The sequence below is a fragment of the Protofrankia sp. Cr2 genome, from assembly GCF_963555885.1.
Taxonomy (GTDB): domain Bacteria; phylum Actinomycetota; class Actinomycetes; order Frankiales; family Frankiaceae; genus Protofrankia.
The window spans coordinates 115,506-139,956 of record NZ_CAUVXG010000004.1 but is presented as its reverse complement, the minus strand read 5'-3'; the positions used below and the strand labels follow the sequence as shown (position 1 = coordinate 139,956).

At 66.8% G+C, this 24,451-nt stretch carries 23 protein-coding genes; 13 read left to right on the top strand and 10 right to left on the bottom strand.

The window, feature by feature from the left end; translation table 11 throughout:
• Positions 1–83: 83 nt before the first annotated feature.
• Both greA and U9978_RS04315 read right to left on the bottom strand, forming a co-directional pair.
• On the bottom strand, positions 84–566 hold the full coding sequence (gene greA / locus U9978_RS04320) for a transcription elongation factor GreA (protein ID WP_322759715.1): 483 nt from the start codon (positions 564–566) through the stop codon (positions 84–86).
• A gap of 347 nt (positions 567–913) precedes the next feature.
• Positions 914–1,369, bottom strand: coding sequence for a DUF4307 domain-containing protein (locus tag U9978_RS04315; protein WP_322759714.1), 456 nt, complete (start codon positions 1,367–1,369; stop codon positions 914–916).
• A gap of 25 nt (positions 1,370–1,394) precedes the next feature.
• Between U9978_RS04315 and mca the strand changes: the two genes are divergently transcribed.
• The 3 genes from mca (at position 1,395) to U9978_RS04300 (ending at position 3,430) form a co-directional block, all read left to right on the top strand.
• Positions 1,395–2,291, top strand: a complete 897-nt coding sequence (mca, locus tag U9978_RS04310; RefSeq protein WP_322759713.1) for a mycothiol conjugate amidase Mca — start codon at positions 1,395–1,397, stop codon at positions 2,289–2,291.
• 148 nt (positions 2,292–2,439) lie between these two features.
• Positions 2,440–2,895, top strand: a complete 456-nt coding sequence (locus U9978_RS04305; RefSeq protein ID WP_322759712.1) for a tellurite resistance TerB family protein — start codon at positions 2,440–2,442, stop codon at positions 2,893–2,895.
• A 253-nt stretch (positions 2,896–3,148) separates the two neighbouring features.
• A complete protein-coding gene (locus U9978_RS04300; protein ID WP_322759711.1) occupies positions 3,149–3,430 on the top strand; it encodes a hypothetical protein in 282 nt (93 codons plus the stop codon).
• Positions 3,431–3,535: 105 nt separating this feature from the next.
• Here U9978_RS04300 and arfB read toward each other — a convergent pair whose 3' ends face one another.
• Entirely contained in the window at positions 3,536–3,967 is a 432-nt protein-coding gene (gene arfB, locus U9978_RS04295; RefSeq protein WP_322759710.1) for an alternative ribosome rescue aminoacyl-tRNA hydrolase ArfB, read from the bottom strand.
• 181 nt (positions 3,968–4,148) lie between these two features.
• Between arfB and U9978_RS04290 the strand changes: the two genes are divergently transcribed.
• A complete protein-coding gene (locus tag U9978_RS04290) occupies positions 4,149–5,576 on the top strand; it encodes a carboxyl transferase domain-containing protein (RefSeq protein WP_416210843.1) in 1,428 nt (475 codons plus the stop codon).
• Positions 5,577–5,621: 45 nt separating this feature from the next.
• On the opposite strand, the gene U9978_RS04285 is transcribed toward U9978_RS04290, so the two are convergent.
• Together U9978_RS04285 and U9978_RS04280 are read right to left on the bottom strand one after the other, a co-directional pair.
• Positions 5,622–8,663, bottom strand: coding sequence for a leucine--tRNA ligase (locus U9978_RS04285; protein ID WP_322759709.1), 3,042 nt, complete (start codon positions 8,661–8,663; stop codon positions 5,622–5,624).
• A gap of 89 nt (positions 8,664–8,752) precedes the next feature.
• Positions 8,753–9,535: a rhomboid-like protein gene (locus tag U9978_RS04280; RefSeq protein WP_322759708.1), complete on the bottom strand. Its 783-nt coding sequence runs from the start codon at positions 9,533–9,535 to the stop codon at positions 8,753–8,755.
• Positions 9,536–9,551: 16 nt separating this feature from the next.
• On the opposite strand from U9978_RS04280, the gene U9978_RS04275 reads away from it, so the two are divergent.
• Both U9978_RS04275 and U9978_RS04270 read left to right on the top strand, forming a co-directional pair.
• Positions 9,552–11,564 (top strand): thioredoxin domain-containing protein, encoded by a 2,013-nt coding sequence (locus tag U9978_RS04275; RefSeq protein ID WP_322759707.1) that lies wholly within the window; start codon positions 9,552–9,554, stop codon positions 11,562–11,564.
• Between the two features lie 105 nt (positions 11,565–11,669).
• Entirely contained in the window at positions 11,670–12,230 is a 561-nt protein-coding gene (locus U9978_RS04270) for a hypothetical protein (RefSeq protein WP_322759706.1), read from the top strand.
• Positions 12,231–12,416: 186 nt separating this feature from the next.
• On the opposite strand, the gene trhA is transcribed toward U9978_RS04270, so the two are convergent.
• Complete coding sequence (gene trhA / locus U9978_RS04265) at positions 12,417–13,100, bottom strand: PAQR family membrane homeostasis protein TrhA (RefSeq protein WP_322759705.1); 684 nt, start codon at positions 13,098–13,100, stop codon at positions 12,417–12,419.
• A gap of 340 nt (positions 13,101–13,440) precedes the next feature.
• Between trhA and U9978_RS04260 the strand changes: the two genes are divergently transcribed.
• The 5 genes from U9978_RS04260 (at position 13,441) to U9978_RS04240 (ending at position 18,967) form a co-directional block, all read left to right on the top strand.
• A complete protein-coding gene (locus U9978_RS04260) occupies positions 13,441–15,264 on the top strand; it encodes a phosphoenolpyruvate carboxykinase (GTP) (protein WP_322759704.1) in 1,824 nt (607 codons plus the stop codon).
• A gap of 638 nt (positions 15,265–15,902) precedes the next feature.
• Complete coding sequence (locus tag U9978_RS04255; RefSeq protein WP_322759703.1) at positions 15,903–17,195, top strand: PhoH family protein; 1,293 nt, start codon at positions 15,903–15,905, stop codon at positions 17,193–17,195.
• Between the two features lie 190 nt (positions 17,196–17,385).
• Positions 17,386–18,048, top strand: a complete 663-nt coding sequence (gene msrA, locus U9978_RS04250; RefSeq protein WP_322759732.1) for a peptide-methionine (S)-S-oxide reductase MsrA — start codon at positions 17,386–17,388, stop codon at positions 18,046–18,048.
• Between the two features lie 139 nt (positions 18,049–18,187).
• On the top strand, positions 18,188–18,472 hold the full coding sequence (locus tag U9978_RS04245) for a DUF1778 domain-containing protein (RefSeq protein ID WP_322759702.1): 285 nt from the start codon (positions 18,188–18,190) through the stop codon (positions 18,470–18,472).
• Positions 18,473–18,475: 3 nt separating this feature from the next.
• Entirely contained in the window at positions 18,476–18,967 is a 492-nt protein-coding gene (locus U9978_RS04240; RefSeq protein WP_322759701.1) for a GNAT family N-acetyltransferase, read from the top strand.
• 87 nt (positions 18,968–19,054) lie between these two features.
• On the opposite strand, the gene U9978_RS04235 is transcribed toward U9978_RS04240, so the two are convergent.
• On the bottom strand, positions 19,055–19,261 hold the full coding sequence (locus tag U9978_RS04235) for a PIN domain-containing protein (protein ID WP_322759700.1): 207 nt from the start codon (positions 19,259–19,261) through the stop codon (positions 19,055–19,057).
• Between the two features lie 184 nt (positions 19,262–19,445).
• On the opposite strand from U9978_RS04235, the gene U9978_RS04230 reads away from it, so the two are divergent.
• On the top strand, positions 19,446–19,919 hold the full coding sequence (locus U9978_RS04230) for an SRPBCC family protein (RefSeq protein ID WP_322759699.1): 474 nt from the start codon (positions 19,446–19,448) through the stop codon (positions 19,917–19,919).
• Between the two features lie 128 nt (positions 19,920–20,047).
• Here U9978_RS04230 and U9978_RS04225 read toward each other — a convergent pair whose 3' ends face one another.
• Together U9978_RS04225 and U9978_RS04220 are read right to left on the bottom strand one after the other, a co-directional pair.
• Entirely contained in the window at positions 20,048–20,713 is a 666-nt protein-coding gene (locus tag U9978_RS04225) for a helix-turn-helix domain-containing protein (protein WP_322759698.1), read from the bottom strand.
• Between the two features lie 272 nt (positions 20,714–20,985).
• Positions 20,986–21,495 (bottom strand): hypothetical protein, encoded by a 510-nt coding sequence (locus U9978_RS04220; protein WP_322759697.1) that lies wholly within the window; start codon positions 21,493–21,495, stop codon positions 20,986–20,988.
• A 555-nt stretch (positions 21,496–22,050) separates the two neighbouring features.
• Here U9978_RS04220 and U9978_RS04215 point away from each other — a divergent pair.
• Positions 22,051–22,614 carry an NUDIX hydrolase gene (locus U9978_RS04215; RefSeq protein WP_322759696.1) on the top strand — a complete coding sequence of 188 codons (564 nt, stop codon included), beginning with the start codon at positions 22,051–22,053 and terminating at the stop codon, positions 22,612–22,614.
• On the opposite strand, the gene sthA is transcribed toward U9978_RS04215, so the two are convergent.
• Positions 22,604–24,013 (bottom strand): Si-specific NAD(P)(+) transhydrogenase, encoded by a 1,410-nt coding sequence (gene sthA / locus U9978_RS04210; protein WP_322759695.1) that lies wholly within the window; start codon positions 24,011–24,013, stop codon positions 22,604–22,606. The two genes, U9978_RS04215 and sthA, sit on opposite strands and share 11 nt — an antisense overlap.
• Positions 24,014–24,451: the final 438 nt, after the last annotated feature.

Below are 24,451 nucleotides of genomic sequence, written 5' to 3'. Positions count from 1 at the left end.
GGAGGTCTCGGGAAGCTGGTTACCCCGCCGGTGGCATGCCGGCCCGGGCGGCGGGTCCGGGCCGGCTGAAACGGCGAGGGAGCTCAGCGGTGGTACGGCTCCACCGAGACGATCGCAACCCGGGCCGGGCGGCCGTTGGGCAGGGTATAGGTAACGGTGTCACCTGCCTTGTGGCCGGCGACTGCTCCACCCAGTGGTGACTGTGCCGAATACACCTCGAGCGGTGTGCTGTGGTCCTCGCGGGATCCGATCAGGAACTTCTCGGTGTCGCCGTCACCGGGGAAGCGGACCTCGACCACGGTGCCCGGACCCGCGGCGCCGTTGAACTGCGGCGCCTCGCCGACTCGCGCGTCACGCAGCAGGTCGGTGAGTTGTCGGATGCGGGACTCCATCTTGCCCTGTTCTTCCTTGGCTGCGTGATAACCGCCGTTCTCCTTGAGGTCGCCCTCCTCGCGGGCAGCTTCGATCTTGTTGGCGATCTCGACACGACCGGTCCCGGTGAGGTGGTCGAGCTCCCCGCGGAGCCGGTCGTACGCCTCCTGGGTCAGCCACGTCTGCTGCGACACGCGTCACGCTCCTTACGTTGCCTGGGGCCGCCGGCCGCGCGCGATAGAACCATGATCGCGCGGCCTTTGGCCGGTTGCGTTGCCTGGGGCCGCTATATCTCGATGGGACTCTCGCGGGGCTTTTATTGGGTTATCTCGCCGTGAAGGGCGGCCGATGGTGGAAATTGTTGGAGTCAAGGGCGGTGGGCGGGGGTTGGAAGTGATGGCAGGGACAGGGGCAAACGCCCAGCTTAACAGTTGGCGGTCTGAGTCGGAGCAGCCGCGCGCGGGCAGGCGTCACTGCATGCCGTACGCGACGAACCAGGACGCGACCGCGCCCTGGTTGTGTCAGGGGCCCCGCCCGGTTGTCAGCCGGCGCGGGTGATCTGACAGTCCTCGACCTCGACCACGTTCGCCTCCCGCGATGTGGTCAGTGTGACCTTTATGGTCGTGACCCGCCGGCCGTCTGTAGCCGGACCGACAACGATGTCGGTACGCCGGCCGACGACCTGGTTATCCCGGGAGCGTGCGCGGACAGTGCATTGTGCCACGGCGTTGGGTGACTTTTCCACATCGAACGTCAGCTGCGCCTGCGTCCCGCTGATCCGGAAGGCGCGGGTGGCATAGTCCAGCCGGTCCGGATGGCCCTGGACCCACCCGGCGCCGACCGCCGCGACCACGATGATGAGGACTGTCGCCAGTAGGAACCAGGGTGCCGTTCTGATTCCACCGAGCCACGGGATGTCGAGCCAGCGCAGGGGGAAGCCGAGCACGCGCGACCGTCCCGGCAGGGCGGCGCGCCGCGTCTGTCTGGACGAGGTCACCGGAGGCATCGGGGACAATGGTGGCATGTCCGAGGCGACCAGTGGGGATGGCCTGCGACTCATGGCAGTTCACGCCCACCCCGACGATGAGTCCAGCAAGGGCGCGGCAAGCATGGCACGCTACGTCCACGAGGGCGTTGACGTACTTGTGGTGACCTGCACCGGTGGTGAGGCGGGCACCGTGCTGAACCCCGATCTGGACAGACCGGATGTCCACGCCCGCCTGCCGGAACTGCGGCGGGCCGAGATGGAGGAAGCGCGTCGCATTCTGGGAGTCCGGCAGGTCTGGCTGGGTTTTCATGACTCCGGTCTGCCGCAGGGTGATCCGCCGCCGCCGCTGCCGGAAGGATGCTTCGCGCTCATGCCGCTGGCTGACGCGGCCAGACCGTTGATCCGACTGATGCGGGAGTTCCGGCCGCAGGTGGTGCTCACCTATGATGAAAACGGTGGATATCCACATCCTGATCACATTATGAACCACAAGGTCACGATCGAGGCGTTCGAGGCTGCGGGTGACTCGGAGCGTTACCTAGAGGTAGGAAGCGAGGTCGGTCTGCCACCATGGCAGCCACTCAAACTCTATTATCACCAGACGTTCCACAAGGCGCGGATGCTCGCCCTGCATGACGCCATGCTCGCGAGCGGGCGTGAATCGCCCTATGTCGAGTATCTGACGAAGTGGGTCGACCGCGCGGGTGACGCCGGGCGGATCACGACTAGAGTTCCGTGCGAGGACTTCTTCGAGACCCGCGACCGTGCGTTGCTGGCTCATGCCACCCAGGTGGACCCGAACGGGCCGTGGTTCCGCATCCCGCTGAAGATCCAGCGCGAGGCGTGGCCCACTGAGGACTACCAACTCGCCCGATCGCTGATCGAAGTGGGGATGCTGCCCGAGAGTGACCTGTTCAACGGGATCCGCTGATTGTCCTGATTGTCATGAAATGACCTGCGGGTCGGGCACGGTCACGAGCCATTGGTCGTTGCTGGTGACAGGATGCTGTCTCAATGCGGCATCCAGGCCCGCACATGCGAACGCACGGCCTATTTGGCGAGGATGAGAGGAACACGTCATGGCGATCTGGGATCGTCTGCGCACCACCACGACGACCATGCAGCAACAGCTGAACGCCAAGAAAAACGATCTTAAGAGCGGTGCCTTCAGGGACGCGAGCATGGCCATATGTGCGCTGGTCGCAGCCGCCGACGGCAGCATCGACCCGGACGAGCGCCGTAAGGTCGCCGCGCTCATCGGGTCCAACGAGGTACTGCAGAACTTTCCGGCGGACCAGCTGCAGCAGAAGTTCAACGACTACTGCACCAAGCTGGCGACCGACTTCGACTTCGGCAAGGTCAGTGTGATCCAGGACATCGGCAAGACCAAGAAGAAGCCCGCCGAAGCACGGGCGGTGATCCAGATAGGCATCGTCATCGGCGGTGCCGACGGTCACTTCGACAAGTCCGAGCAGCAGGTTGTTCGGGAGGCATGCTACGCGGTGGGGCTGGACCCCAACGAGTTCGACCTCTGATCGGCGGGCTCCAGTCGGCGCCTGACCGCGTTTCTCGTCGCTTTGCGTACGCCTTCGGGTACGCGGCGGCTCCTCGACCTTGTCAGTCATCCGGCTGGAGCCCGCCGGTACAGGGCTCCAGTCGGCGCCTGACCGCGTTTCTCGTCGCTTTGCGTACGCCTTCGGGTACGCGGCGGCTCCTCGACCTTGTCAGTCATCCGGCTGGAGCCCGCCGGTACAGGGCTCCAGCCGGATGGCGACGTAGGGTTGAGGCGTGACTTTTGCGGGACAGACCCTTGCACTTGAGGTCAGCGCGGGCACTGGCGGGTTTCTCGTGGTCCTGCTGCTGGGCTTGGCGGCTGTCGGCCTCTTCACGATGATGTCGCGCAGCCTTGTACGGCTGCGTGGCAACGTCGCCAGCGGACGCTTCGGGAAGCATACGGCAGATCGAGGTGGACAGCCCGACGGCCATGGCTCCGGCAACGGCCATGGCTCCAGCAACGGCCATGGCTCCGGCAGCGACATCCCGGCCCAGGACGCAGCCGGGCGCTCGTAACGATGTGAATCTGATGCTCCTGCCACAACACCAGATTCACATCGTTCCCAAAGAGCGTCCGGCAACAGGAGCGTGGATCAACGAGCGGGGCGACAGCGGCGATGATCAATCATCGGGGTCGGCGCGGCGCTGACGCAAGACCCGCGCCCGCTGCTTTTTGCCGGTGATGCGCCGCTGTACAGCTCCGGCGGATGGACGGGTCGGGCGCCGCGCCCGTGGCGGGGGTTCGCTCGCGGTTCGCAGGGTTGCCGTCAGCCGGGCGAGGGCAGCCTCACGATTACGTAGCTGCGATCGGTGTTCGCTGGAGGTGATGGTGAGGACGCCGTCGACCAATCGGCCCTCCAACCGCGTCAGTGTCCGCTCGCGTAGTCGTTCGGGAAGGGACGGCGAACGGCGGACGTCGAAGGACACCTCGACCCGGCTGTCCGAGGTGTTCACCCCCTGCCCACCAGGCCCACTCGACCGGGAGAATCGCCAGGTCAGGTCGGATTCGCGGAGTACGAAACCCGGGCGGACCTGAGACGGTGGAAATGTCACTGCACCATGGTCGCCGATCCGCGCGTCGCCGCCAACGAATTTAGAGCGCCCGGCAGTAGGGCTGACACCTGATGGGGGGCTGGCCCTGACTCTGAAGCATCCGAATTGTGCCGAGCTGCTCGACCTGCTGCTGGATGCCGGTAGCTGGACCTGTTGGGATGGTGCTCCGGAGCAGCCGACGGTGAGCGCCGCCTATGGTCGGGATCTGTCGCGGGCCGCCGCACGTAGCGGTAGGGACGAGTCGATCCGGACCGGTGCGGGCCGGGTGGCCGGCCACCGGGTCGCTGTGGTGGCCAGCGAGTACGACTTTCTCGGCGGCAGCGTGGGCCGGGCCGCGGCAAGGCGTGCCACCGCCGCGATCGAACGGGCCACCGCCGAGAAACGGGTGCTGCTCGCGCTGCCCGCGAGCGGTGGCACCCGGATACAGGAGGGCACCCCCGCGTTCCTGCAGATGCTGACGATCAGTGCTGCCATTGCCGGGCACCGGGCGGCCAGCCTGCCCTACCTCGTCTACCTGCGCCACCCCACGACCGGCGGAGTGCTGGCGTCATGGGCATCGCTTGGCCATGTCACTTTTGCCGAACCCGGTGCATTGGTCGGGTTCCTCGGTCCTCGGGTGGTTGAGGCGCTCACGGGCGCGGCGCTTGCGCGCGACGCGCAGAGCCCGCGGGCGCTGCGGCATGCCGGTGTGGTGGACGCCGTTGTTGCCCCCGCTGACCTGCGGGAAGCCGTCCAGCGGGTGCTGCGTGTCGTGGCGGTGGACCGCGGCCCGACGACCGCGGAGAGTGGTACGGGAGCCCCACCGGCCGGCGTCGAGCCGGGTGAGCCGGGTCATACGGGGGATCCGTGGGCGTCGGTGCTGGCGACCCGCGCGCCCGACCGCCCCGGATTACGTGAGTTTCTGGCTGCCTCGACCAGCGATCTCACCCTTCTCGGCGCGTCCGAGCTGGGCCAGGGGCCGGACATGCCCGGCACGCCGATGGTCACGGCGCTCGCTCTGCTGCGCGGCATTCCATGCGTTGTCATCGGGCAGGACCGTGAGGCCCAGCGCCATCAGCCCATCGGGGTGCGCGACCTGCACGCGGCGCAACACGCGGTGCAACGGGCTGTCGATCTTCGTCTGCCCATAGTGACTGTAATCGACACGCCGGGAGCGGAACTCTCGGCGGAGGCCGAACGCGCTGGCCTGGCCGCGGCGATCGCGCACTGCCTGGCGGCACTGTTGAGCACACCGGTGCCGACGGTGAGCGTGCTGCTCGGACAGGGCGCGGGCGGTGCCGCGCTGGCCCTGCTGCCGGCGGACGCCGTGGTGGCGGCCGAGGACGCCTGGTTGGCTCCGCTGCCACCCGAGGGTGCATCGACAATCATGCACCGTACTGTTGACCATGCCGCCGAGATGGCGCGCGAGCTACGGATCACCGCCGGTGACCTGTACCGACTGGGTGCGGTCGACGTCGTCGTCGCGCGCGGTCCGGCCGGCGTCGGCACGACCGCCGGGCTTGCCGGGCTCGCCGGGGCGGTCGCGCGTTGTTTGCGGGCTGTCGCGGTCCGCGACGCCGCTACGAGGCTCGCGGCACGACGCGACCGTCATCGGCGCCTGTCGTCGTGACCGACGGTGATCGTGGCAGCTGCGGCCATGGGGCCGAGGCGCCGGTCAGTTCAGGGCGATGTTGACGATCCGGCCGGGAATCACGATCATCCGTTTCACGGTCCGGTCGGCAGTGTGGCGCGCGTACTCGTCGTGGCCGGCCACAAGGTCTCGCACCGCCTGTTCGTCGGCGTCCACCGGGACATCCACGGTGAACCGCACCTTGCCGTTGACCTGCACCGGCAGGGTCACCGTGGGATCGACGGCGAGCGAGTCGTCCGCCTCGGGGAAGGGATGCATCGCCAGCGAGACATCGTGACCCAGCCGCGTCCACAATTCCTCGGCGATGTGCGGAGCCAGGGGGGCGACCATGAGGACCAGCGCCTCGGCGAGTTCACGGGGCAGTCCGCCGGAAGCGCCGTACCGCTTGCTGACGAAATTTGTCAGCTCGATGAGGCGGGCGACAGCGGTGTTGAAGCGCAGATCGGTGTAGTCGGCCCGGACCGCGAGGATCGTGCGGTGCAGCATCCGGGTGGCCTCCGCGTCCGGTGTGACATCGGAGACGACCGCCCCTCCGGTCGCCTCGTCGATGATGTTGCGCCACAGTCGCTGCAGAAAGCGGTGGGAGCCGACGATGTCGTCGGTGTGCCACGGCCGGTCGGCGTCCAGCGGCCCCATCGCCATCTCGTAGACCCGCAGGGTGTCAGCGCCGAAGCTGTCATATATCTCGTCCGGGCTGACGCTGTTCTTCAGGCTTTTGCCCATCTTCCCGGAGCGTCGGTTCACCGGCTCACCGTTGTAGCGCAGTGTGCCCTCTGCTGTGCGGACGACCTCGGCGGCGGGTACGTACATGCCGCGGGCATCGGTGAACGCGTCCGCTTGGATATAGCCCTGATTGAACAGTTTCTTGAACGGTTCCCTTGTGGACACCAACCCGAGATCGTAAAGGACCTTGTGCCAGAACCGCGCATACAGCAGGTGCAGGACGGCGTGCTCGACACCGCCGACATAGAGCCCCACACCCCCGTCGCCGGGTGGGCCGTCCGGCGTGTGCATCCAGTAACGCTCGACCTCTGGATCGACGAAGCGTTCGCTGTTCGTCGGGTCGAGATAACGCAGGTAGTACCAGCACGAGCCGGCCCATTGCGGCATGGTGTTGGTCTCGCGTCGGTATGTTTTCGGCCCCTCACCCAGATCGAGGGTGACCGTGGCCCAGTCGGCTACCCGGGCCAGCGGGGGGACCGGGTCGCTGACGTCGTCATCGGCCATGGCGCTCGGCCGGAAGTCGGTCATCTCCGGCAGGGTGACGGGCAGAAGATCCTCACTGAGCGCGACCGGAAGACCGTCATCGTCGAACACGATGGGGAAGGGCTCGCCCCAGTAACGCTGCCGGGAGAACAGCCAGTCCCGCAGGCGGTATGAGCGGGCCGCACGGCCCGCACCGACGTCCTCCAACCAACGGATCGTCGACTTGATCGCGTCCGGCTTCGACAGCCCGACCAGGGGCGGCCCGACACCCGTCGCCGGCAGGTACTCGCCGTCCCCGGCGAAGGAAACCGGCCAGGTGTCCGGTGCGGCACCCGCGGGCACGTTGTGTTCGGCCCGCCAGTCCTCGTCCGGCGCCAACACGGCTGGGATCGGCAGGCCGAGTGTGCGGGCGAAGGAGAAGTCACGCTGGTCATGCGCGGGAACGGCCATGATCGCACCGGTTCCGTAGCCCATCAGGACGTAGTCGGCGAGGAAGACCGCAATGGGGTCGCCGGTAACCGGATTGGTGACGTAGGAGCCGGTGAACACGCCGGTGCGTGGGATCTCGTCGGTGCCGCGCTGGCGATCACCGAGGTGCGCTGCGTACTCCCGGTAGGCGTTCACCGCCGCTCGCGGCGTCCACTCCGGAGCCGGCCTGTTCCCGCTGGCACCGGTACCCGGGCCCGCTTCGCGGTCAATCCCGTCGGCGAACGTCCACGCAATCGGGGTTCCCTGCGGCCATGCCTGCGCGGTCAGTGTGTCGACGAGAGGATGTTCGGGTGCCAGGACCATGAAGGTCGCGCCGGCCAGGGTGTCTGGACGGGTTGTGAAAACCTCGATACGGATGTCTGAGTCAACGGCGGTGAACTCGACCGTGGCGCCGTCGCTCGGTCCGATCCAGTTGCGCTGCATCTGTTTGATCGAATCCGGCCAGTCGACCAGGTCGAGGTCTGCGATCAGACGGTCGGCGTAGGCGGTGATCCGCATCATCCACTGGCGCAGTGGGCGGCGGAAGACCGGGTAGTTACCGACGTCGCTGCGTCCTTCGGCGGTGACCTCTTCATTCGCGAGCACCGTGCCCAGGCCCGGACACCAGTTGACCAGTTGCTCGGAGATGAACGCCAGCCGGTACCCGGCCACGATCTGTCGACGCTCAGTCGTGCGCAGAGCCGACCACGGCCGGTTGTGTGGGTTTGCGTCCCCGCGTGGTGCCCGGGTACCGGCCTCGAAGTCGGCGATCAGTTCGCTGATCGGCCGCGCGCGGCCCGCCTCGTCGTCGTACCAGCTATTGAAGATCTTCAAGAAAATCCATTGTGTCCACCGGTAGTACTCGACATCGGTGGTGGCCACTTCCCGACGGGTGTCGTGGCCAAGCCCCAAGCGTCCCAGCTGGCGCCGCATGTTGTCGATGTTGGCCTCGGTCGTGACCCGGGGGTGCTGGCCGGTGTTGATGGCATACTGCTCGGCCGGGAGGCCGAAGGCGTCATAGCCGAACGGGTGGAGCACGTGGTAGCCGGTCATCCGCAGGTAACGGGCGAACACGTCGGTGCCGATGTAGCCGAGCGGATGACCGACATGTAGGCCGCTGCCGGATGGGTACGGGAACATGTCCATGACGAAGAACACCGGACGCCCGGCGACCTGATCGAAGCCGTCCGACAGCGGACCATGCGGATTGGGCGCGTTGAAGGTGCCCCGCTCGGACCAGATCTGTTGCCAGCGGCGCTCGATGTCACTCGCCAGATGTGCACCGTAACGGAACGGCAGATCCGACACCAGGGGAGAGATCTTGGCCGGTGTCGTGCCGTGGGTGCCTGCTGCGGTGCTCGCATTACCGGTGTGCTCGGAACTGCTGGTCATGCCTCATCATCCTCAGATCGTTTCGATCCGACCCATCCCGCGTACTCCGCGGGATACCGTTGATCATGACGGCGATGCCGATGAAAGGCTCACGCGGAGGGTGTCGATCGTTGTTTCGAGCCTATCCGGCGTCTGGAGACAAGGGCTGAGTGGTGGGCGAGGTGGCGGGAGCAGAGCAGGCCCAGTGCCGCCGCGACGAGGTGGCCGGCGGCGGTGAAGTCGGGTTCGCGTGCCATGGCAAGGGTGAGCCCGGCCGCCAGACCACCGGTCAGCGGCCATCGCCAGCCCGGCGGCAGCGTGGCGGCGAGCACCGTCCCGCAGGCGATCATGCCGTAACTGGTGCCGACGTCAATGGTATCGCTGACCCGATCGTCGACGACCTGTGCGGCCCGGCCCGCAGCCAGCCCGCCGGCGACGATCAGACTTGCTCCGACGTGGCCGGCCGCGAACACCCCGAGCGCCGGCCTGGAGCCGATCGCCTGCTCCAGCGGGCCGAGGACCGCGGCAACCGCGGCGGCCGACCGGAGGAAGGTGACGCCCTCCAGCCAGAAGGCGCTGGCCACCAGAACGTAGAGCGGACGGGTCCGCAGCCCGCTGAGGTTGGTGGACCGGGTCACCAGGATGCGGCGATACAGCTCCGGGTCGAGCGCGTAGGCGACCGCGAGGACGGCCGAGGTGAACGCTAGGATAGCGATGTAGATCATCGCCAATGGTGCGGTATGCCACGCTTGGCGTAGCAGGTCCCACCCGGCGTGCGGCGACGGCCGCAACGAGGACCGCGAGAGCAGGCCGCGGGCGTCACGGAACAGCATCCGGTGGGCATACACCACAAAGGGTTCAATGTCTGGGAGCAGGCCAAACTTCCCCGGCAACGGGAATGCTGGGCACATGCCGAACCGTCTTGCCGACCAGACTTCACCGTACCTGCTCCAGCACGCGGACAACCCGGTCGACTGGTGGCCGTGGGGCACGGACGCGTTCACCGAGGCCACCGAGCGTGGTGTACCGGTGCTGCTGTCCGTGGGCTACGCGGCGTGCCACTGGTGTCATGTCATGGCGCACGAGTCGTTCGAGGATCCGACCACCGCGGCGGTCATGAACGAGCACTTCGTCAACATCAAGGTTGACCGCGAGGAGCGGCCGGACGTCGACGCCGTCTACATGGACGTCACGGTCGCCCTCACCGGCCACGGGGGTTGGCCGATGACCGTTTTCCTCACCCCGGCAGGCGAGCCGTTCTACGCCGGTACCTACTTCCCGCCGACGCCGCGGGCAGGGATGGGATCGTTCCGCCAGCTGCTGGAGGCGGTGGCGAGCGCCTGGCGGACGCGCCGGGAGGAGGTGACCGCGTCCGGCGCGGACATCGTGCGCCAGATCACCGCGGCGGCGGACGCCGCTGGTGGGCCGCCGGCGAAGCTTACCGCCGGGCTCCTGGCGGCCGCGGTCGAGAAGGCCGGGCGCACGTTCGACCAGGTGAACGGCGGCTTCGGGACGGCACCGAAGTTTCCGCCGTCCGCGTTGTTGGAGATGTTGCTGCGGCACTGGGCGCGCACCGGGGATGGCGCGAGTCTGCGCATGGCCGTGTCCACGTGCGAGCGGATGGCGCGCGGTGGGATCTACGACCAACTTGCGGGTGGATTCGCCCGCTACAGCGTGGACGCCACCTGGACCGTCCCGCACTTCGAGAAGATGCTCTATGACAACGCCCAGCTGTTGCGGGTGTATCTGCATCTGTGGCGGGCGACTGGATCAGCCCTGGCCGAGCGGGTCACCCGTGAGACCGCATCCTTCCTGCTGAGTGAGCTGCGGACGGCGCAAGGCGGGTTCGCCTCCGCGCTGGACGCCGACACCGTCCTGCCCGCGGATCATGGTGCGCGCGGCGTGGAAGGTGCCACCTACGTGTGGACGCCGGGCGAGCTCGTCGACCTCCTCGGCACGCAGGACGGAGGCTGGGCCGCGGATGTGTTCGGCGTCACCGTGGCGGGGACGTTCGAGCACGGGGCGTCCGTTCTCCAGCTGGCTGCGGATGCGGATGATCCCGGGAGGTTCGCCCGGGTGCGGGCCCGGCTCGCGGTGGCCCGGGCGCGTCGGCCCCAGCCGGCCCGTGACGACAAGGTTGTCGCTGCCTGGAACGGCCTGGCGATCGCCGGGTTGGCAGAGGCCGGCGCGTTGCTGGCGGAGCCGGCCTGGGTGACCGCGGCTGTCGAGGCGGCAACGCTTCTGTCCGACGTCCACTGGGTGGACGGTCGGCTGCGGCGGACAAGTCGGCGCGGCCGGGTCGGAACGAACCCCGGGGTGCTGGAGGACTACGGGGACGTCGCCGAGGGCCTGCTCGTCCTGCATCAGATCACCGGCGACGAGCGGTGGCTGGCGTCGGCGGGCGACCTGCTCGAGGTCGTGCGTGCGCACTTTGCCGCGCCTGACGGTGGATTTTACGACACCGCCGATGACGCCGAGCGGCTGTTGCGCCGGCCGCGGGACCCCGCGGACTCGCCGACGCCGTCTGGTCAGGCCGCGGTCGCGGGCGCGCTGCTGACCTATGCGGCGCTGACAGGTTCACGCGACCATCGCGAAGCGTCCGACCGGGCGCTGGAGGTCCTCACCCCGATGCTCGGCGTCAGCGCGTCCTTTGCCGGCTGGGCCGGTGCGGTCGCCGAGGCCGCGCTTGCCGGACCGGCCGAGGTAGCCGTCGTCGACCGGCCGGATCTGGAACGACTTGCCCGGCTCGCCACCGCGCCCGGAGCGGTCGTGGTGACGTCTGGACCGTTGACGCGCGGACGCGGCTCCGCCGGGGTCTACGTGTGTCGAGGCTTCGTATGTGAGCGGCCCGCGACCACGGCCGAAGCCGTGCGTGAGCAACTGGGGGTCACGATCGCCCCGGTGTCATCGTGGAATGTCTGATGCCTGACGGCCGTTGCATACGTATCACATGTAAGTGTGTAATCAAACGGGAGGTTCATGATGTACGGGAACCCGCATCGAGAGCAGGTGGCGAGGAGGCACGGGATGGCAGGATCGCGCGGGCGCGGTCACGGGCGGTGGGGTGAGCGCGAGCAGGCACCGTCCGCAGGCGATGCACAGGCATGGTTCACGGGGCGGCTGCCCGACGAGTGGTTCACCCACCCGGTCACGGTGACCGTGGATCGGGATGAGATCATTGTCGTGGGCACGGTGGCCGCTCCAGCGGTGGAGTCCGACGATCAGGCCGCGGTTGCCGCCGCCGAGTCCGGGCGGATCCGGCGGTTTCGCGAGCAGACCAGGGACGCCCGGATCGCGATCGCCCAAGAGGCGGAGGAGCGTTATCTGCGCAAGGTCGCGTGGGGGGTGACAGCCGGCGGCACGACCGAGTTGTTCACCACGCTGTCCGTTCCGGTAATGACCAGGCTTCGGCAACCAGAACGTCATGTTCTTGACACTCTGGTCGACTCGGGCGTCGCACGCAGCCGCAGCGACGCGCTCGCGTGGTGCGTCCGCCTTGTCGGTGAGAATGCCCAGCCGTGGCTCGCCCGCCTGCGGGAGGCCATGGCGAAGGTCGAGCAGGTTCGCGCCGACGGGCCTGAACTGTGAGAATCCGGCCGGCACCCGGCAGCGGGTAATTCTCACCGGCGCGTCCGGGGGGCGTGCTCGATTGTCGCGACGGCGCCCCCCGGACAAACCTCGTGCGCTGGTTTCTTCCCGGGTTTTTCCCGCTGGCTATGGAGTCGCCCTTCGGGCGACCGGGGACGGCGATTTCCTGATCGCCGGATTACCCGGTCATGTCGCATAGATGGCGAAGATGACGGCGATGTAATGGCATGCCGCCGCGATGATCGTGAACGCATGGAAAACCTCGTGGTACCCGAACGTCTCCGGGGCCGGGTTCGGTCGTCGGGTCGCGTAGACGAGCGCCCCGATGCTGTAGAGGACGCCGCCGACGATGATCAGAACCAGCGTTGTCACGCCCGCGGTGTGCAGCAGCTGCGGTATGACGAAGACCGCCACCCAACCCAGGGCGATGTACAGCGGGACCATCAGGAAGCGGGGCGAGTGCAGCCAGAGCATCCGCAGTCCGATCCCGACCGCAGCGCCGCTCCAGACGATCGTGAGTATGGTCCGCGAAGTCCTCGGTGGCAGCGCCAGCAAGGTCAGCGGTGTGTAGGTCCCGGCGATGAAAACAAAGATCATTGAATGGTCGAGTCGCTTCATCAGGGAACGGGCACGTGACGTCGACCACATTTTTCGGTGGTAAAGCGCGCTGGTGCCGAACAGAAGGGCGATGCTCAGCGCATAAATGCCGACGGCCAGCCGTGCGCGGAACGTGCTGGCCAGGGCCACGGCGATTACGCCGAGTGCCACACTGACCGGGAAAGCGCCAGCGTGCAGCCACCCACGCATCCGTGGTCGCACCAGGTCGTGGGGATGGTTACCGAAGTCGTGTCCGGGTGCCGTTGTGGTCACCTGGTTACCGTATCTTGCGTCGACTCTCCTTACTACCCACCGCGAATCTCGCGCACCGTGTTCAACTCCGGAGCGTGACGGATGTACCCCACTGCGGGGCAGTTCGACCGCGCGACTGTCAGAAGCTCCCACGGTAGAGTCAAAAGATCCTGTACCCGGCCTCGAATCACCCGAGCCGTGGTGGACCCGCTATGTAGTGGACGGTGGGGTGTCGGCACGTTGTTGCGGGTTCACTGCGCATACGTTCCGCGACCCCGGGCACAAGTGGGCCTGTCAGGGCGGGGGCGTATGGCGACACGGCGAGGCCGTGGTGGGCTCAACTTAAGCGGAGGTGGGAGCTGTGACGACCGCGGCGCAGATTCCGGGGCTGGACGCTGCCCCGACCAGGCATACCGGGCTGATTGCCTGGGTGCGCGAGATCGCCGAACTCACCCGACCGGAGCGCATCCAATGGTGTGACGGCTCTGACGCGGAGTACGCGGAACTCGCGCGGTTGCTGGTCGACAAGGGTACTTTTGTGCCGCTGGACGAGGAGAAACGGCCAGGTAGTTTTTTCGCGGCCTCCGACCCCACCGACGTCGCCCGGGTTGAGGACCGCACATACATCTGTTCGCGTGACCCCGCGGATGCCGGGCCGACCAACAACTGGCTCGATCCGGATGAGATGAGGGCGAAGCTGCATGCCCTGTTTGCGGGCAGTATGCGCGGGCGCACGATGTATGTCGTGCCCTTCTGTATGGGCCCGCTAGGCTCGCGGATTTCCGCTCTTGGCGTTGAGATCACCGACTCGCCGTATGTCGTCGCGTCGATGCGGACGATGACTCGAATGGGTGCCCCCGCCCTCGAACAGCTGGGCGTGGACGGATTCTTCGTCCCATGCGTGCATTCTCTGGGAGCGCCGCTCGAGCCGGGCCAGGCTGATGTCCCGTGGCCATGCAACTCGACGAAGTACATCACGCATTTCCCCGAGACCCGGGAGATCTGGTCGTTCGGGTCGGGTTACGGCGGAAACGCCCTTTTGGGCAAGAAGTGCTATGCACTGCGGATTGCTTCGGTAATGGCCCGCGATGAGGGCTGGCTGGCCGAGCACATGCTGATTCTCAAGTTGACCTCACCGGCGGGCAAAGTCCACTTCGTCGCGGCGGCCTTCCCGTCGGCCTGCGGCAAGACCAATCTCGCGATGATCATTCCGACGTTGCCGGGCTGGAAGGCCGAGACCGTCGGTGACGACATCGCCTGGATGCGCTTCGGGGATGACGGCCGGCTGTACGCGGTGAACCCCGAGGCAGGCTTCTTCGGCGTGGCACCGGGCACAGGCGTCGATACCAACCCGAACGCCATCGAGACGCTGTGGCGCAACACGGTCTTCACCAACGTCGCACGTACCGACGACGGTGACGTCTGGTGGGAGGGGCTGACCAAGGACAAGCCCGCGCACCTCATCGACTGGTTGGGTCGCGACTGGACGCCGGAGGCCACCGAGCCGGCCGCTCATCCCAACGCCCGCTTCACGGTGCCCGCCAGCCAGTGCCCGACGATCGCGGCGGAATGGGAGGACCCGAAGGGTGTCCCGATCTCGGCCATCCTGTTCGGTGGGCGCCGGGCGAGCGCGGTCCCGCTGGTGACCGAGGCGCCGACGTGGCAGCGCGGGGTGTTCTTCGGTTCGATCGTGGCCTCCGAGACGACCGCGGCGCAGGCCGGAGCGATCGGCAAGCTGCGGCGCGACCCGTTCGCGATGCTGCCGTTCTGTGGCTACAACATGGCCGACTACTTCGCGCACTGGTTGGCGATGGGTCGCAAGGCCGATCAGGCGAAGCTGCCGCGGATCTACTACGTCAACTGGTTCCGGAAGAACGCGCAGGGTCGGTTCATGTGGCCGGGCTATGGCGAGAACAGCCGGGTCCTGGCCTGGATCGTCGGTCGGCTCGAAGGGCAGGCGGAGGGTGTGGAGACACCCCTGGGTGTTCTGCCTACGGCGCAGGCCCTGCCCACCGAGGGGCTCGACGTCGCGCCGGAGGAACTCGCCGAGCTGCTCACCCTCGACACCGAGGTCTGGAAGCGGGAGGCGGAGCTGATCCCCGATCACTACCAGACCTTCGGGGACGGGCTTCCGGTCGAGCTGTGGGCCGAACACGAGGCATTGGTCACCCGGCTGAAGGACTGACGACGGGCCGCGGACCGGCTGCACAGCTCGTCGACGGGATGCGGTGGTGGCCATCGCCACGCTGTGGGTACCGCCACCTTCGTAACGATTTTCCATGATCGCCATGATCGCCATGATCGCCATGATCGCCATGGCGGTCGTGCGGCGGATGCCGGTCGGATCAGTGTCCGATATGTACTGCGGATGCGGGTCCGACCGGCATCGTTCTGGTCGCGATGGCCCTGCATCCGTGATCGGCCACCCGCCGTCCGATCTGGTGGTGGCCGTCATATGAACGGCGGACCACATTGTTGTCCAAGGCCGTTCGATCGGATTAGACGATCAACCTCTTCTGGCTGGGGCGCAGGCGGTTTCGTGCGTCATCACCTTATGGTCGGTGACTGTTGCCGAGCGTGTTGTGCGAAAATGGTCGCGCTTTCGATGCGGGGGAGCTAACGTGTGACCCTGGGTTCCACTGACGGACGTTACCGAACGGCGATCCGTCGGGATGGAGCCAGTTGGCTCAAGTTGTGGTCCGGCGCTGGGCTGGACCACTCGGGAGGCCCCTCGGTGCCGCATTCGCGACAACGTCAGGAGGCCGGGTCCCGGCCTCCTGTGGGGCCCGGTCCCGGACTTCCTCCGAGTAAGCGGGTGGGCGTGTGCCACGAACGCATGTCGTCGACACAAGCGTGCTCTTGTCTGATCCTGGTGCGCTGCTGCGGTTTGCGGAGCACAATGTTGTGCTTCCCCTGGTTGTCGTAGGGGAGTTGGAAGGTAAGCGGCACCACCCGGAGCTGGGTTGGTTCGCCCGTGAAGCCCTTCGCCTCCTTGACGACCTCCGAATTCGCCATGGTCGACTGGATCAACCGTTGCCGTTGGACGACGGTGGAACCCTGCGGGTTGAACTAAACCACAGTGACCCCTCAGTGCTTCCACCGGGGTTTCGGGTGGATGACAATGACTCGCGCATTCTGGCTGTCGCGCTCAATCTTGCTCGGGAGGGCAACGACGTTGTTCTTGTCACGAAAGATCTGCCACTGCGGGTGAAGGCGTCCGCGGTGGGGCTCGCCGCCGAGGAGTACCGGGCACAGAGTCCGGTGGATTCGGGCTGGAGCGGCATGGCCGAGCTTGCCGTCGCCCAGGACGATCTTGATCGTCTCTACGCTCGGGAGACTGTTGAGATCGCTGAGGCGACCGGACTGCCCTGCCACACCGGTCTGGTCCTCACCGCTTCCGGCGGCAGTGCGTCGGCTCTTGGACGGGTCACCCCGGACAAGAAGGTATGCCTTGTCCGGGGTGACCGGGAGGCATTCGGCCTGCACGGACGCTCCGCGGAGCAACGCGTCGCGCTGGATCTGCTACTCGATCCCGACATCGGGATCGTCTCCCTCGGTGGGCGGGCCGGTACCGGAAAGTCCGCGCTGGCGCTGTGCGCCGGGCTGGAGGCGGTGATGGAACGGCGGCTGCACCGCCGGGTCGTGGTGTTCCGGCCGTTGTACGCCGTCGGCGGTCAGGACCTCGGCTATCTGCCGGGCAGCGAGAACGAGAAGATGGCGCCCTGGGCACAGGCTGTCTTCGACACACTCGGCGCGTTGGTTTCCCAGGAGGTCATCGAAGAGATCGCCGATCGCGGGATGCTGGAGGTACTCCCGCTCACTCACATCCGTGGCCGGTCGCTGCATGACGCGTTCGTCATCGTGGATGAAGCGCAGTCGCTCGAGCGCGGGGTGCTGCTCACCGTGCTGTCGAGGCTGGGCCAGGGATCGCGGGTGGTACTCACGCACGACGTCGCTCAGCGTGACAACTTGCGGGTTGGTCGGCATGACGGAGTCGCCTCAGTGATCGAGACCCTCAAGGGGCATCCACTGTTCGCGCATGTCACCCTCACCCGTTCGGAGCGCTCGCCGATCGCCGCACTGGTCACGACGATGTTGGAGGACCTCGTCCTGTAGCCCGCCAGACGGCGGCGCGGACGTCGGACCCGGCAGTCAGGCTGCCCGGGTCCGGCGTGGGCGGCGTCGGTCGTCGACGGCGGAAGTCGTCAACCGCGGTAGTCGTCAACCGCGGTAGTCGGGGAACGTACCGGGGACGGCCGTGGTTGACGACATGGACAGGCTCTCAGGGGTCCCGGAGGTGCTCGACATGCTCTTCGCTCGCCACAAGCCGACGCTGCCCACGGCCGCGCAGGCACTGCCCGGCCGTGCGGAAGCGTCTTTTGCGATACCGGATCGGCACGCGGTCCTCGGCACACCGTTGGGGGGTCCCGTCCCCACGGGTTTCCAGACCGCGGTGTTCGGGCTCGGCTGTTTCTGGGGTGCGGAGCGGACGTTCTGGCAGATCCCCGGGGTGTACTCGACCGCGGTCGGGTACGCGGGCGGGATCACCCCGAACCCGACCTATGAGGAGACGTGTTCGGGCCTGACCGGGCACACCGAGGCTGTTGCGGTCGTGTTCGACCCGGCGGTGGTGAGCTTCGAGGACCTGCTGAAGGTCTTCTGGGAGGCGCACGACCCGACGCAGGGGATGCGCCAGGGTAACGACGTCGGCACCCAGTACCGTTCGGCGATCTACACGTTCTCTGACGAGCAGCGTGCCGCGGCGCAGCGTAGCCGGGACGCCTTCCAGACAGTCCTGGACAAGGCCGGTTTCGGTCCGATCACCACCGAGATCGCCCCGGCCGGTCCGTTCTACTTCGCTGAGGACTACCACCAGCAGTACCTGCACAAGGTCCCCAACGGCTACTGCGGGTTGAGTGGCACCGGCCAGTCGTGCCCGATCGGCGTGGCCGGGGCCGACGCTGGTTGATCGCAGTCCGCGTCGCCTCTACCGCTCGAAGATGTCGTGGGTGCCGATCCGCAACCAGATGTCGAGACGATGGCCGGCAGCATGTTGACCGCGGTCGTCTGCGTCCGTACATTTGTACGGACGATAGGAAGGTGATTTTATGGCGGCCTCGGTGGCATCGAGCCGGTTCGAGTTCCGGATGCGGCCCGACCTGAAGGAGCAGATCGAGTACGCGGCGGCGCTTGTGAACGAGTCGGTGTCTGACTTCGCCCGTACCGCGGCTGAGGAGCGCGCGCTGACGGTTCTGCGGGAGCACTCGGTGATGACGATGGTTCCGGCGGAGTTCTTCGACTCGCTTCTGGCCGCGTTGGACGAACCTGGAAGGCCCGATGAAGCGCTGGCCAGCGCGGCTCGGCGTATCAACGACGTGGTGACGCGGCGGTAGCTGGTGTCGTTCGTCAGTGAGCCGTTGGACGAGCGGCACGACATGTCGCAGTTCGGCAGCGGCAGGCCCGATCTGGATCGATGGCTGAAGCAGCATGCGGTGAGCACCGAAGCTCGTCGGACTGGACGGACCTTCGTGTGGCAGGACGATGGCCGTGTGGTGGCGTACTACACGATTGCCGCCCATGTCCTCGTCCGCGACGGTCTACCGAAGGCGTTGGGGAGGGGTAACCCGGCGCAGATTCCCTCGGTCCTGCTTGCCCGGCTTGCTCTTGACAAGACCTTGCAGGGCCGGGGTCTCGGTGCGGTTGTGCTGGCCGAGGCGCTGGGACGGGTGGTGGAGGCGACGAGGACCGTTGCGGCGCGGTTCGTCGTCGTCGACGCGATCGACGAGACCGCCGCTGCCTTCTACGCCCGACACGGCTTCCGGGGCATTCCGAACACATTGCGCCTCGTGCAGAAGGTCAGCGATATCGAGGCTTCATTCGGGAGCTGACGGCAACGGCACGGATCGTTACCATCAACAGTACCTGCACAAGGTTCCGAGCAGGGTACTCAAGGGTCACCTTGCAGATGACTGTGGTCAGACCCGTCCCGGGGACGTGACCACCAGGCTGTTTTCCGTGCAGGCAGCCGCGAGCCGGGCGTCATAGGTCACCATGTGATCCGCGTCGACCAGCAGCGCGGACGCGAGGTGGATCGCGTCGAGCGATCTGAGAAGCGGTGGTCGAATTCGCCGTGCAAGGCTGACGACCTCCGGCGAGATGGGGTGTTCGGCAATGCCTGACATCGCTCTAAGATGCACGGGTACCGCCGCTGTGTCGATGGGTCATCCGTGCCGTACCCGCGTGGTTTCGTGCGCTGTGTGCGTGGTAGACGAAAAGTGAGAACATGAGATCGATGGTGGTGCCGCTGGCCTCGGTGATCGAAGTCGACCGTGTAGTACCAGTGCGGCAACCAGTCGTGGACGGGTCATGAGCGGTCGGCGCCGTGTGTTCATGGTGACTCAGACGTCGGCGGCGTCGTCGGCGGCGGTGTTCGATCTGCTGGCGGACGGCGCGGGCTGGTCGCGGTGGGCCGGTCCCCTCATCTCGCGGTCCTGGTGGGAGCAGGAGGGTACACCCGCGCCGGGTGGCGTGGGTGCGGTGCGCCGGCTCGGTCGGCCGCCGCTGTACGCCCGGGAGGAGATCGTCGAGTACGTGCCGGGTCGCAGGCACGCCTACCGGATTCATCGGGGGCTGCCGGTTCGGGACTACCTGGGGACGGTTGATCTGTCCCCGTTGGACAGCGGTGGTACGGAGATCATCTGGCAGGGTAGTTTTGTTCCGCTGGTGCCCGGCACGGGCGCCGTGGTGGCCGTCGGCGCGCGCCTGGTCATCACAGGGTTGGCCCGCCGCCTCGCCAAGGCCGCGGTCTCGGGTACGGGCCCGTCGTCGCCTGCCGCCTGACCTGGCGGTGGCGCCGAGCGGCCGCAACGAGGCGTTCGACAGGGTCAGGCCGCATGCCTCCGCCACCGGGAGCCAGGTCCCGCGCTACCTGCCGGCCCCGCGACGCTGCGTCCCTATTGTCGGGCGCTCTACAGCGACCTGGGAAGCAGCGTGTCCGTGAGTGTCCGGCCCAGCCAGGTTTCGTACTGTTCCGCGGTCCACTGCCAGATCACGCGCAGCATGTGGTGAACCTCGGGCGTGGTGAGCGTCCAGATGACCGCGGCTGCCTGATCGACCGGCATCCCGTCACGCAGCGGTCCGCGTTCGGAGATCCAGGTCGCCACAGTCGTCATCGTCTGTCGCCGCTGGCCCAGCTGCTGGCTGTCCCGGAAAGCCGCCATCTCACGGTCGGTGGCGGCCGCACCGCGCAGGATGTCATCGAGGGGCCGTAGGCGCTCGAGTTGGTGGGAGGTGTCCGCGGCGAAGATTGCGATCTGCCGTCGCTGATCGGTTTCCTGGCGGATCGCGGGTGGTTCCACCGTGGCGGGCATCCCATGATCCCGGATGTCATCCGCACGCTGCGTGCCGCTGATGCCCAGCAGTTCCTTGAGTAGCCCACGCTTGGACCGGAAGGCGTCGTAAACGGTGTCGGGCGAGACGCCGGCCGCCTTGCTGATTGTGCTGATCGTCGTGGGTGCGTAGCCCTGCGCATGGAAGAGCTCTCTGGCCGCTTCCAGGATGCGAAGCCGGGTCTGGCGAGCCTGCTCGGTGCGAAGCGGGGAGCGGTACCTGCGGTGCCTGGCGGGGTCAGTCATCCGGCGTGCTCCGACGATGTCCAGTAACGCTGGAGTCAGCTGGCGGGCCCACCGAGCGGAGCCGGCCGCGGGTCGTCGCGGCACGGCGGCAGCTGCTCAGTAACCCACCAGCATCAGTCAGCATTTAGCAATTTATAGCCCAATTTGGACTATAACGTAATCTGCCCTGGTGTCGGCGCCAAGTCAAACAGTTGCGGGTGCGGGCCTCCCGGGTGCAGCCCGGCGTCGTGAGCCGATCGGTCTCGGTTCTGTCTCTCGTCCCTCCGTCGGCCCTACTCCTTACGGAAGGTGATGATCGCGCCGTTGGTCGAACCGACGCCGGCCGCATCGATGGTGCCGGTCACGCCGTGACCTCGAAATCCCATGGCCGTGGCCAGGCCGGGTATCTGGTTGTCGCTGGTGATGGTGTACCCGGCCGCTGGCAGCGCCGTGCGGTAGAACTTCGCCACCGCTGTGTCGGACACGCCGGTCAAGGCCACCGTGGACTGGCTGGTGCCGGCCGTGCCGCCATTGACCTTGGCGCCTGGCGGGATCGGGAAGCCGGCCGGAACATTCGGCTCCTTGAGGGCATCGGCCCCATCGATCACATGCTGCCCACCGGGCAGCGATGTGGGCAAGGCGGTCGGCAAGCTGGTCGGAAAGCCTGTCGGCAGCCCTGTCGGCAACGAGTTCGCCGCGGTTGACGAGCCCGCCGACGATGTCGTCCCGCTGACGTTCGACGATCCATCACATGCCCCGAGAAGCAGCAGGCCCAGGCCTGCGCCCGCGGCTGCTGCCGCCATCCGGTATCGGCCGGATCGGGCCGAACGTGCCAGACCGTCGCGAGCGCCCAAGCTGATCTCCCCCTTCATGGACCCGGGGACGCCGAGACGCACTGCGTGACCGCCCCCGGTCACCTGGATCCGCCGGCCGGACCAGTGTGGCGCTACCAATGTGGCTTTCACCACTGGTGCCGGTCACCACACCATAGGCGGCACATCCGACAGATCGACCCGGTTGTCGTCGGGCTGTCAGCGCAGGCGGTGGACCTGTCCACGGTCCGACGGGCCAAAGGGTGTGCGACGATCCCCAGATCGGGCGCCCGGCGGCCCCGGTTCCCGGCATACGGACGGGACGTTGTCGGTCTGGCGACACGGGAGCACCGGGTGCGACCCGCCCGGAGTCGCTTCACGCCGGGCGGGTTCATGGGTAAACGCGTGCCATCGCTGGGATTTGCCAGCTCCGGTCCGGCCTGGTGGCCACGGCGGACCTCGTGAACATGATGGAAACGGCAGCGTCCGACACGCCCGTAGTCATCCCGGAGCAGCTTTTCGCCGGTACTGTGATGTGCCGTGGCAGTGAGCAACAATGCGGTCGCCGGGGTGGTTCTCAACTACCTCGAGGAAAACCCGGGCGAACTTGAGACGGTGGGTCCGTTGGTGCTGGCTGCGATGGCCGGGACGAGTTCGGTGACCGACCGCGCTACGATGCCGGGGCATGTCACGTGCCGTGCGGTTGCGGTCACCTCCGACTGGCGGGTGTTGCATATCCACCACCGCCGCTTGGGCCGCTGGCTGCTTCCCGGGGGGCATGTCGAAGCAGCCGACCGGTCTCTGTTCGGTACCGCCCTGCGACAGCTTGCCCGGGAGACCGGAATCGCCACGAACGTCGTGATCCCGGACACTGCCCGACCGGTGGATATCGAGGCGCACATTATCCCAGCGGATGTTGCCCAGGATGAACCTGCTCATATCCACTATGATGTTCGTTTTGTCCTATATGTTCCAGATGAGACGGTATGCCTGCCATCGGAGGAGATTTCGGATCACCGGTGGATACTCCTCGAGGAACTCCCCGGCATCCTGGGGGACAAGCTGCGGGTCCAGCGCGTCCGATCCGGATGGGCGCGCGTCAGCCGCTGAAGCGGGCGATGGCGCGCATCTTGTTCATCGCGTCCAACGCGGCCACCTTGTAGGACTCGGCAAGGGTCGGATAGTTGAACACGGCGTCGACCAGGTAGTCGATCGTGCCGTCACAGCCCATCACGGTCTGGCCGATGTGGACGAGCTCGGTGGCACCGGTGCCGAAGACGTGTACGCCGAGCAGTTTGCGGTCGATTGAACTGACCAGGAGTTTCAGCATGCCGTAGGAATCTCCGACGATCTGGCCGCGGGCCAGCTCCCGATAGCGGGCAACGCCCACCTCGAACGGCACGGCCCGTTCGGTGAGCTCGTCCTCGGTGCTGCCGACATAGGAGATCTCGGGGATGGTGTAGACCCCGATGGGCATCAGGTCGTGCCGCATCACATGGACGTCCTCGCCGCAGGCCGCGTAGGCGGCGAGCCTGCCCTGCTCCATGGATGTCGCGGCCAGGGCGGGGAAGCCGATGACATCGCCGACTGCGAAGATATGATCCATCTCGGTCCGGAAATCCGAACCCACCTTGATCCGACCGCGGTTGTCGGCGCTCAGGCCCGCATTAGCGAGGTTCAGCGCCGTGGTGAGCCCCTGGCGCCCGGCCGAGTACATGACGGTGTCCGCGGGAAGCCTCTTGCCGCTCTCCAGCAACGTCAACGTCCCGCCGTTGTGGCGTCCCACCGAGACCACCGACTCGCGGAACCTGAATGTCACGGCAAGGTCTCGCAGATGATATTTAAGAGCTTCGACTATCTCCACGTCGCAGAAGTCGAGCATCCGGTCCCTGCGTTCGACCACTGTCACCTTCGTACCGAGCGCCGCGAACATGGATGCGTACTCGATACCGATCACACCGGCACCGACCACAACCATTGAGCCGGGAATCTTGTCGAGGGCCAGGATCTGGTCACTGTCGACCACGGTGCGGCCGTCGAAGTCGACCGTGTCCGGCCGGGCCGGCCGCGTCCCGGTCGCAATGATGATCTTTTCTGCGTGAACCCGCCGCTCGTCGACCTCGTCGGTACCCTTGATGCTGATCGTGTGCGCGTCGACGAAGCTCGCCGTACCGATGAGCAGGGCGACCCGGTTACGGCTGAGCTGGTTGCGAATGACGTCGATCTCACGTCCGATGACATGCTGAGTACGTGAGGACAGATCGCCGACCGTGATGTCGTCCTTGAGTCGGTAACTCTGTCCGTACATCTCCCGCTGAGTCATACCGGTGAGGTAGAGCACGGCCTCACGCAGTGTTTTCGATGGGATTGTGCCGGTATTGATGCAGACTCCGCCGACCATGTCGCGACGGTCGACGATCGCCACCCGACGGCCCAGCTTAGCGGCGGCGATAGCTGCTTTCTGCCCACCCGGACCAGACCCGATGACGAGGAGGTCGTAGTCGTACATCGTCACCTCCTCACGTGAAAGCCCTACGATCGATTTCTGTGAGGCTATCCGGCAGGGACGCTCGCGACACCTGAATCGCCAGGTTGTTACTTCTTCTTCTCGTGGGATCGCCGCGTCGGCGAGCAGCGCACCCTACTTCGGGTGATGATCTGGATGCGTTCGGTGTCCACGGGTCGAGGTGGGGATCTGTCCGGCGCAGCCGAAAAAATCTTGCACGTGCCCGTAACCTCCGGCGGATCGTGTCGTTAAACCGGGTGCGGGGGTCGTGGGGGCTTGCTGGGGGGTCTTCCACGGCCCCCGCCGTGCTCCGGCCACGAACGGCCCGTCCCGTCCCGGCCGCTGTGATCTCACCGGTGCGGGGTCCGAGCGGGCGCTGACCCGGAGGAAATGTCTCGGCCCGGAAATCGGCGAGGGTACATCTTCCCCGGGTCGCAGGCT

What these genes read in the sequence shown, in the direction of transcription:
- mca (WP_322759713.1), top strand. Translation starts at nt 1,395, where the DNA reads ATGTCCGAGGCGACCAGTGGGGATGGCCTGCGACTCATGGCAGTTCAC.
- U9978_RS04305 (WP_322759712.1), top strand. Translation starts at nt 2,440, where the DNA reads ATGGCGATCTGGGATCGTCTGCGCACCACCACGACGACCATGCAGCAA.
- U9978_RS04285 (WP_322759709.1), bottom strand. Translation starts at nt 8,663, where the DNA reads ATGACCAGCAGTTCCGAGCACACCGGTAATGCGAGCACCGCAGCAGGC.
- U9978_RS04275 (WP_322759707.1), top strand. Translation starts at nt 9,552, where the DNA reads ATGCCGAACCGTCTTGCCGACCAGACTTCACCGTACCTGCTCCAGCAC.
- U9978_RS04270 (WP_322759706.1), top strand. Translation starts at nt 11,670, where the DNA reads ATGGCAGGATCGCGCGGGCGCGGTCACGGGCGGTGGGGTGAGCGCGAG.
- msrA (WP_322759732.1), top strand. Translation starts at nt 17,386, where the DNA reads ATGCTCTTCGCTCGCCACAAGCCGACGCTGCCCACGGCCGCGCAGGCA.
- U9978_RS04245 (WP_322759702.1), top strand. Translation starts at nt 18,188, where the DNA reads ATGGCGGCCTCGGTGGCATCGAGCCGGTTCGAGTTCCGGATGCGGCCC.
- U9978_RS04235 (WP_322759700.1), bottom strand. Translation starts at nt 19,261, where the DNA reads ATGTCAGGCATTGCCGAACACCCCATCTCGCCGGAGGTCGTCAGCCTT.
- U9978_RS04230 (WP_322759699.1), top strand. Translation starts at nt 19,446, where the DNA reads ATGAGCGGTCGGCGCCGTGTGTTCATGGTGACTCAGACGTCGGCGGCG.
- U9978_RS04225 (WP_322759698.1), bottom strand. Translation starts at nt 20,713, where the DNA reads ATGACTGACCCCGCCAGGCACCGCAGGTACCGCTCCCCGCTTCGCACC.
- U9978_RS04220 (WP_322759697.1), bottom strand. Translation starts at nt 21,495, where the DNA reads ATGGCGGCAGCAGCCGCGGGCGCAGGCCTGGGCCTGCTGCTTCTCGGG.
- sthA (WP_322759695.1), bottom strand. Translation starts at nt 24,013, where the DNA reads ATGTACGACTACGACCTCCTCGTCATCGGGTCTGGTCCGGGTGGGCAG.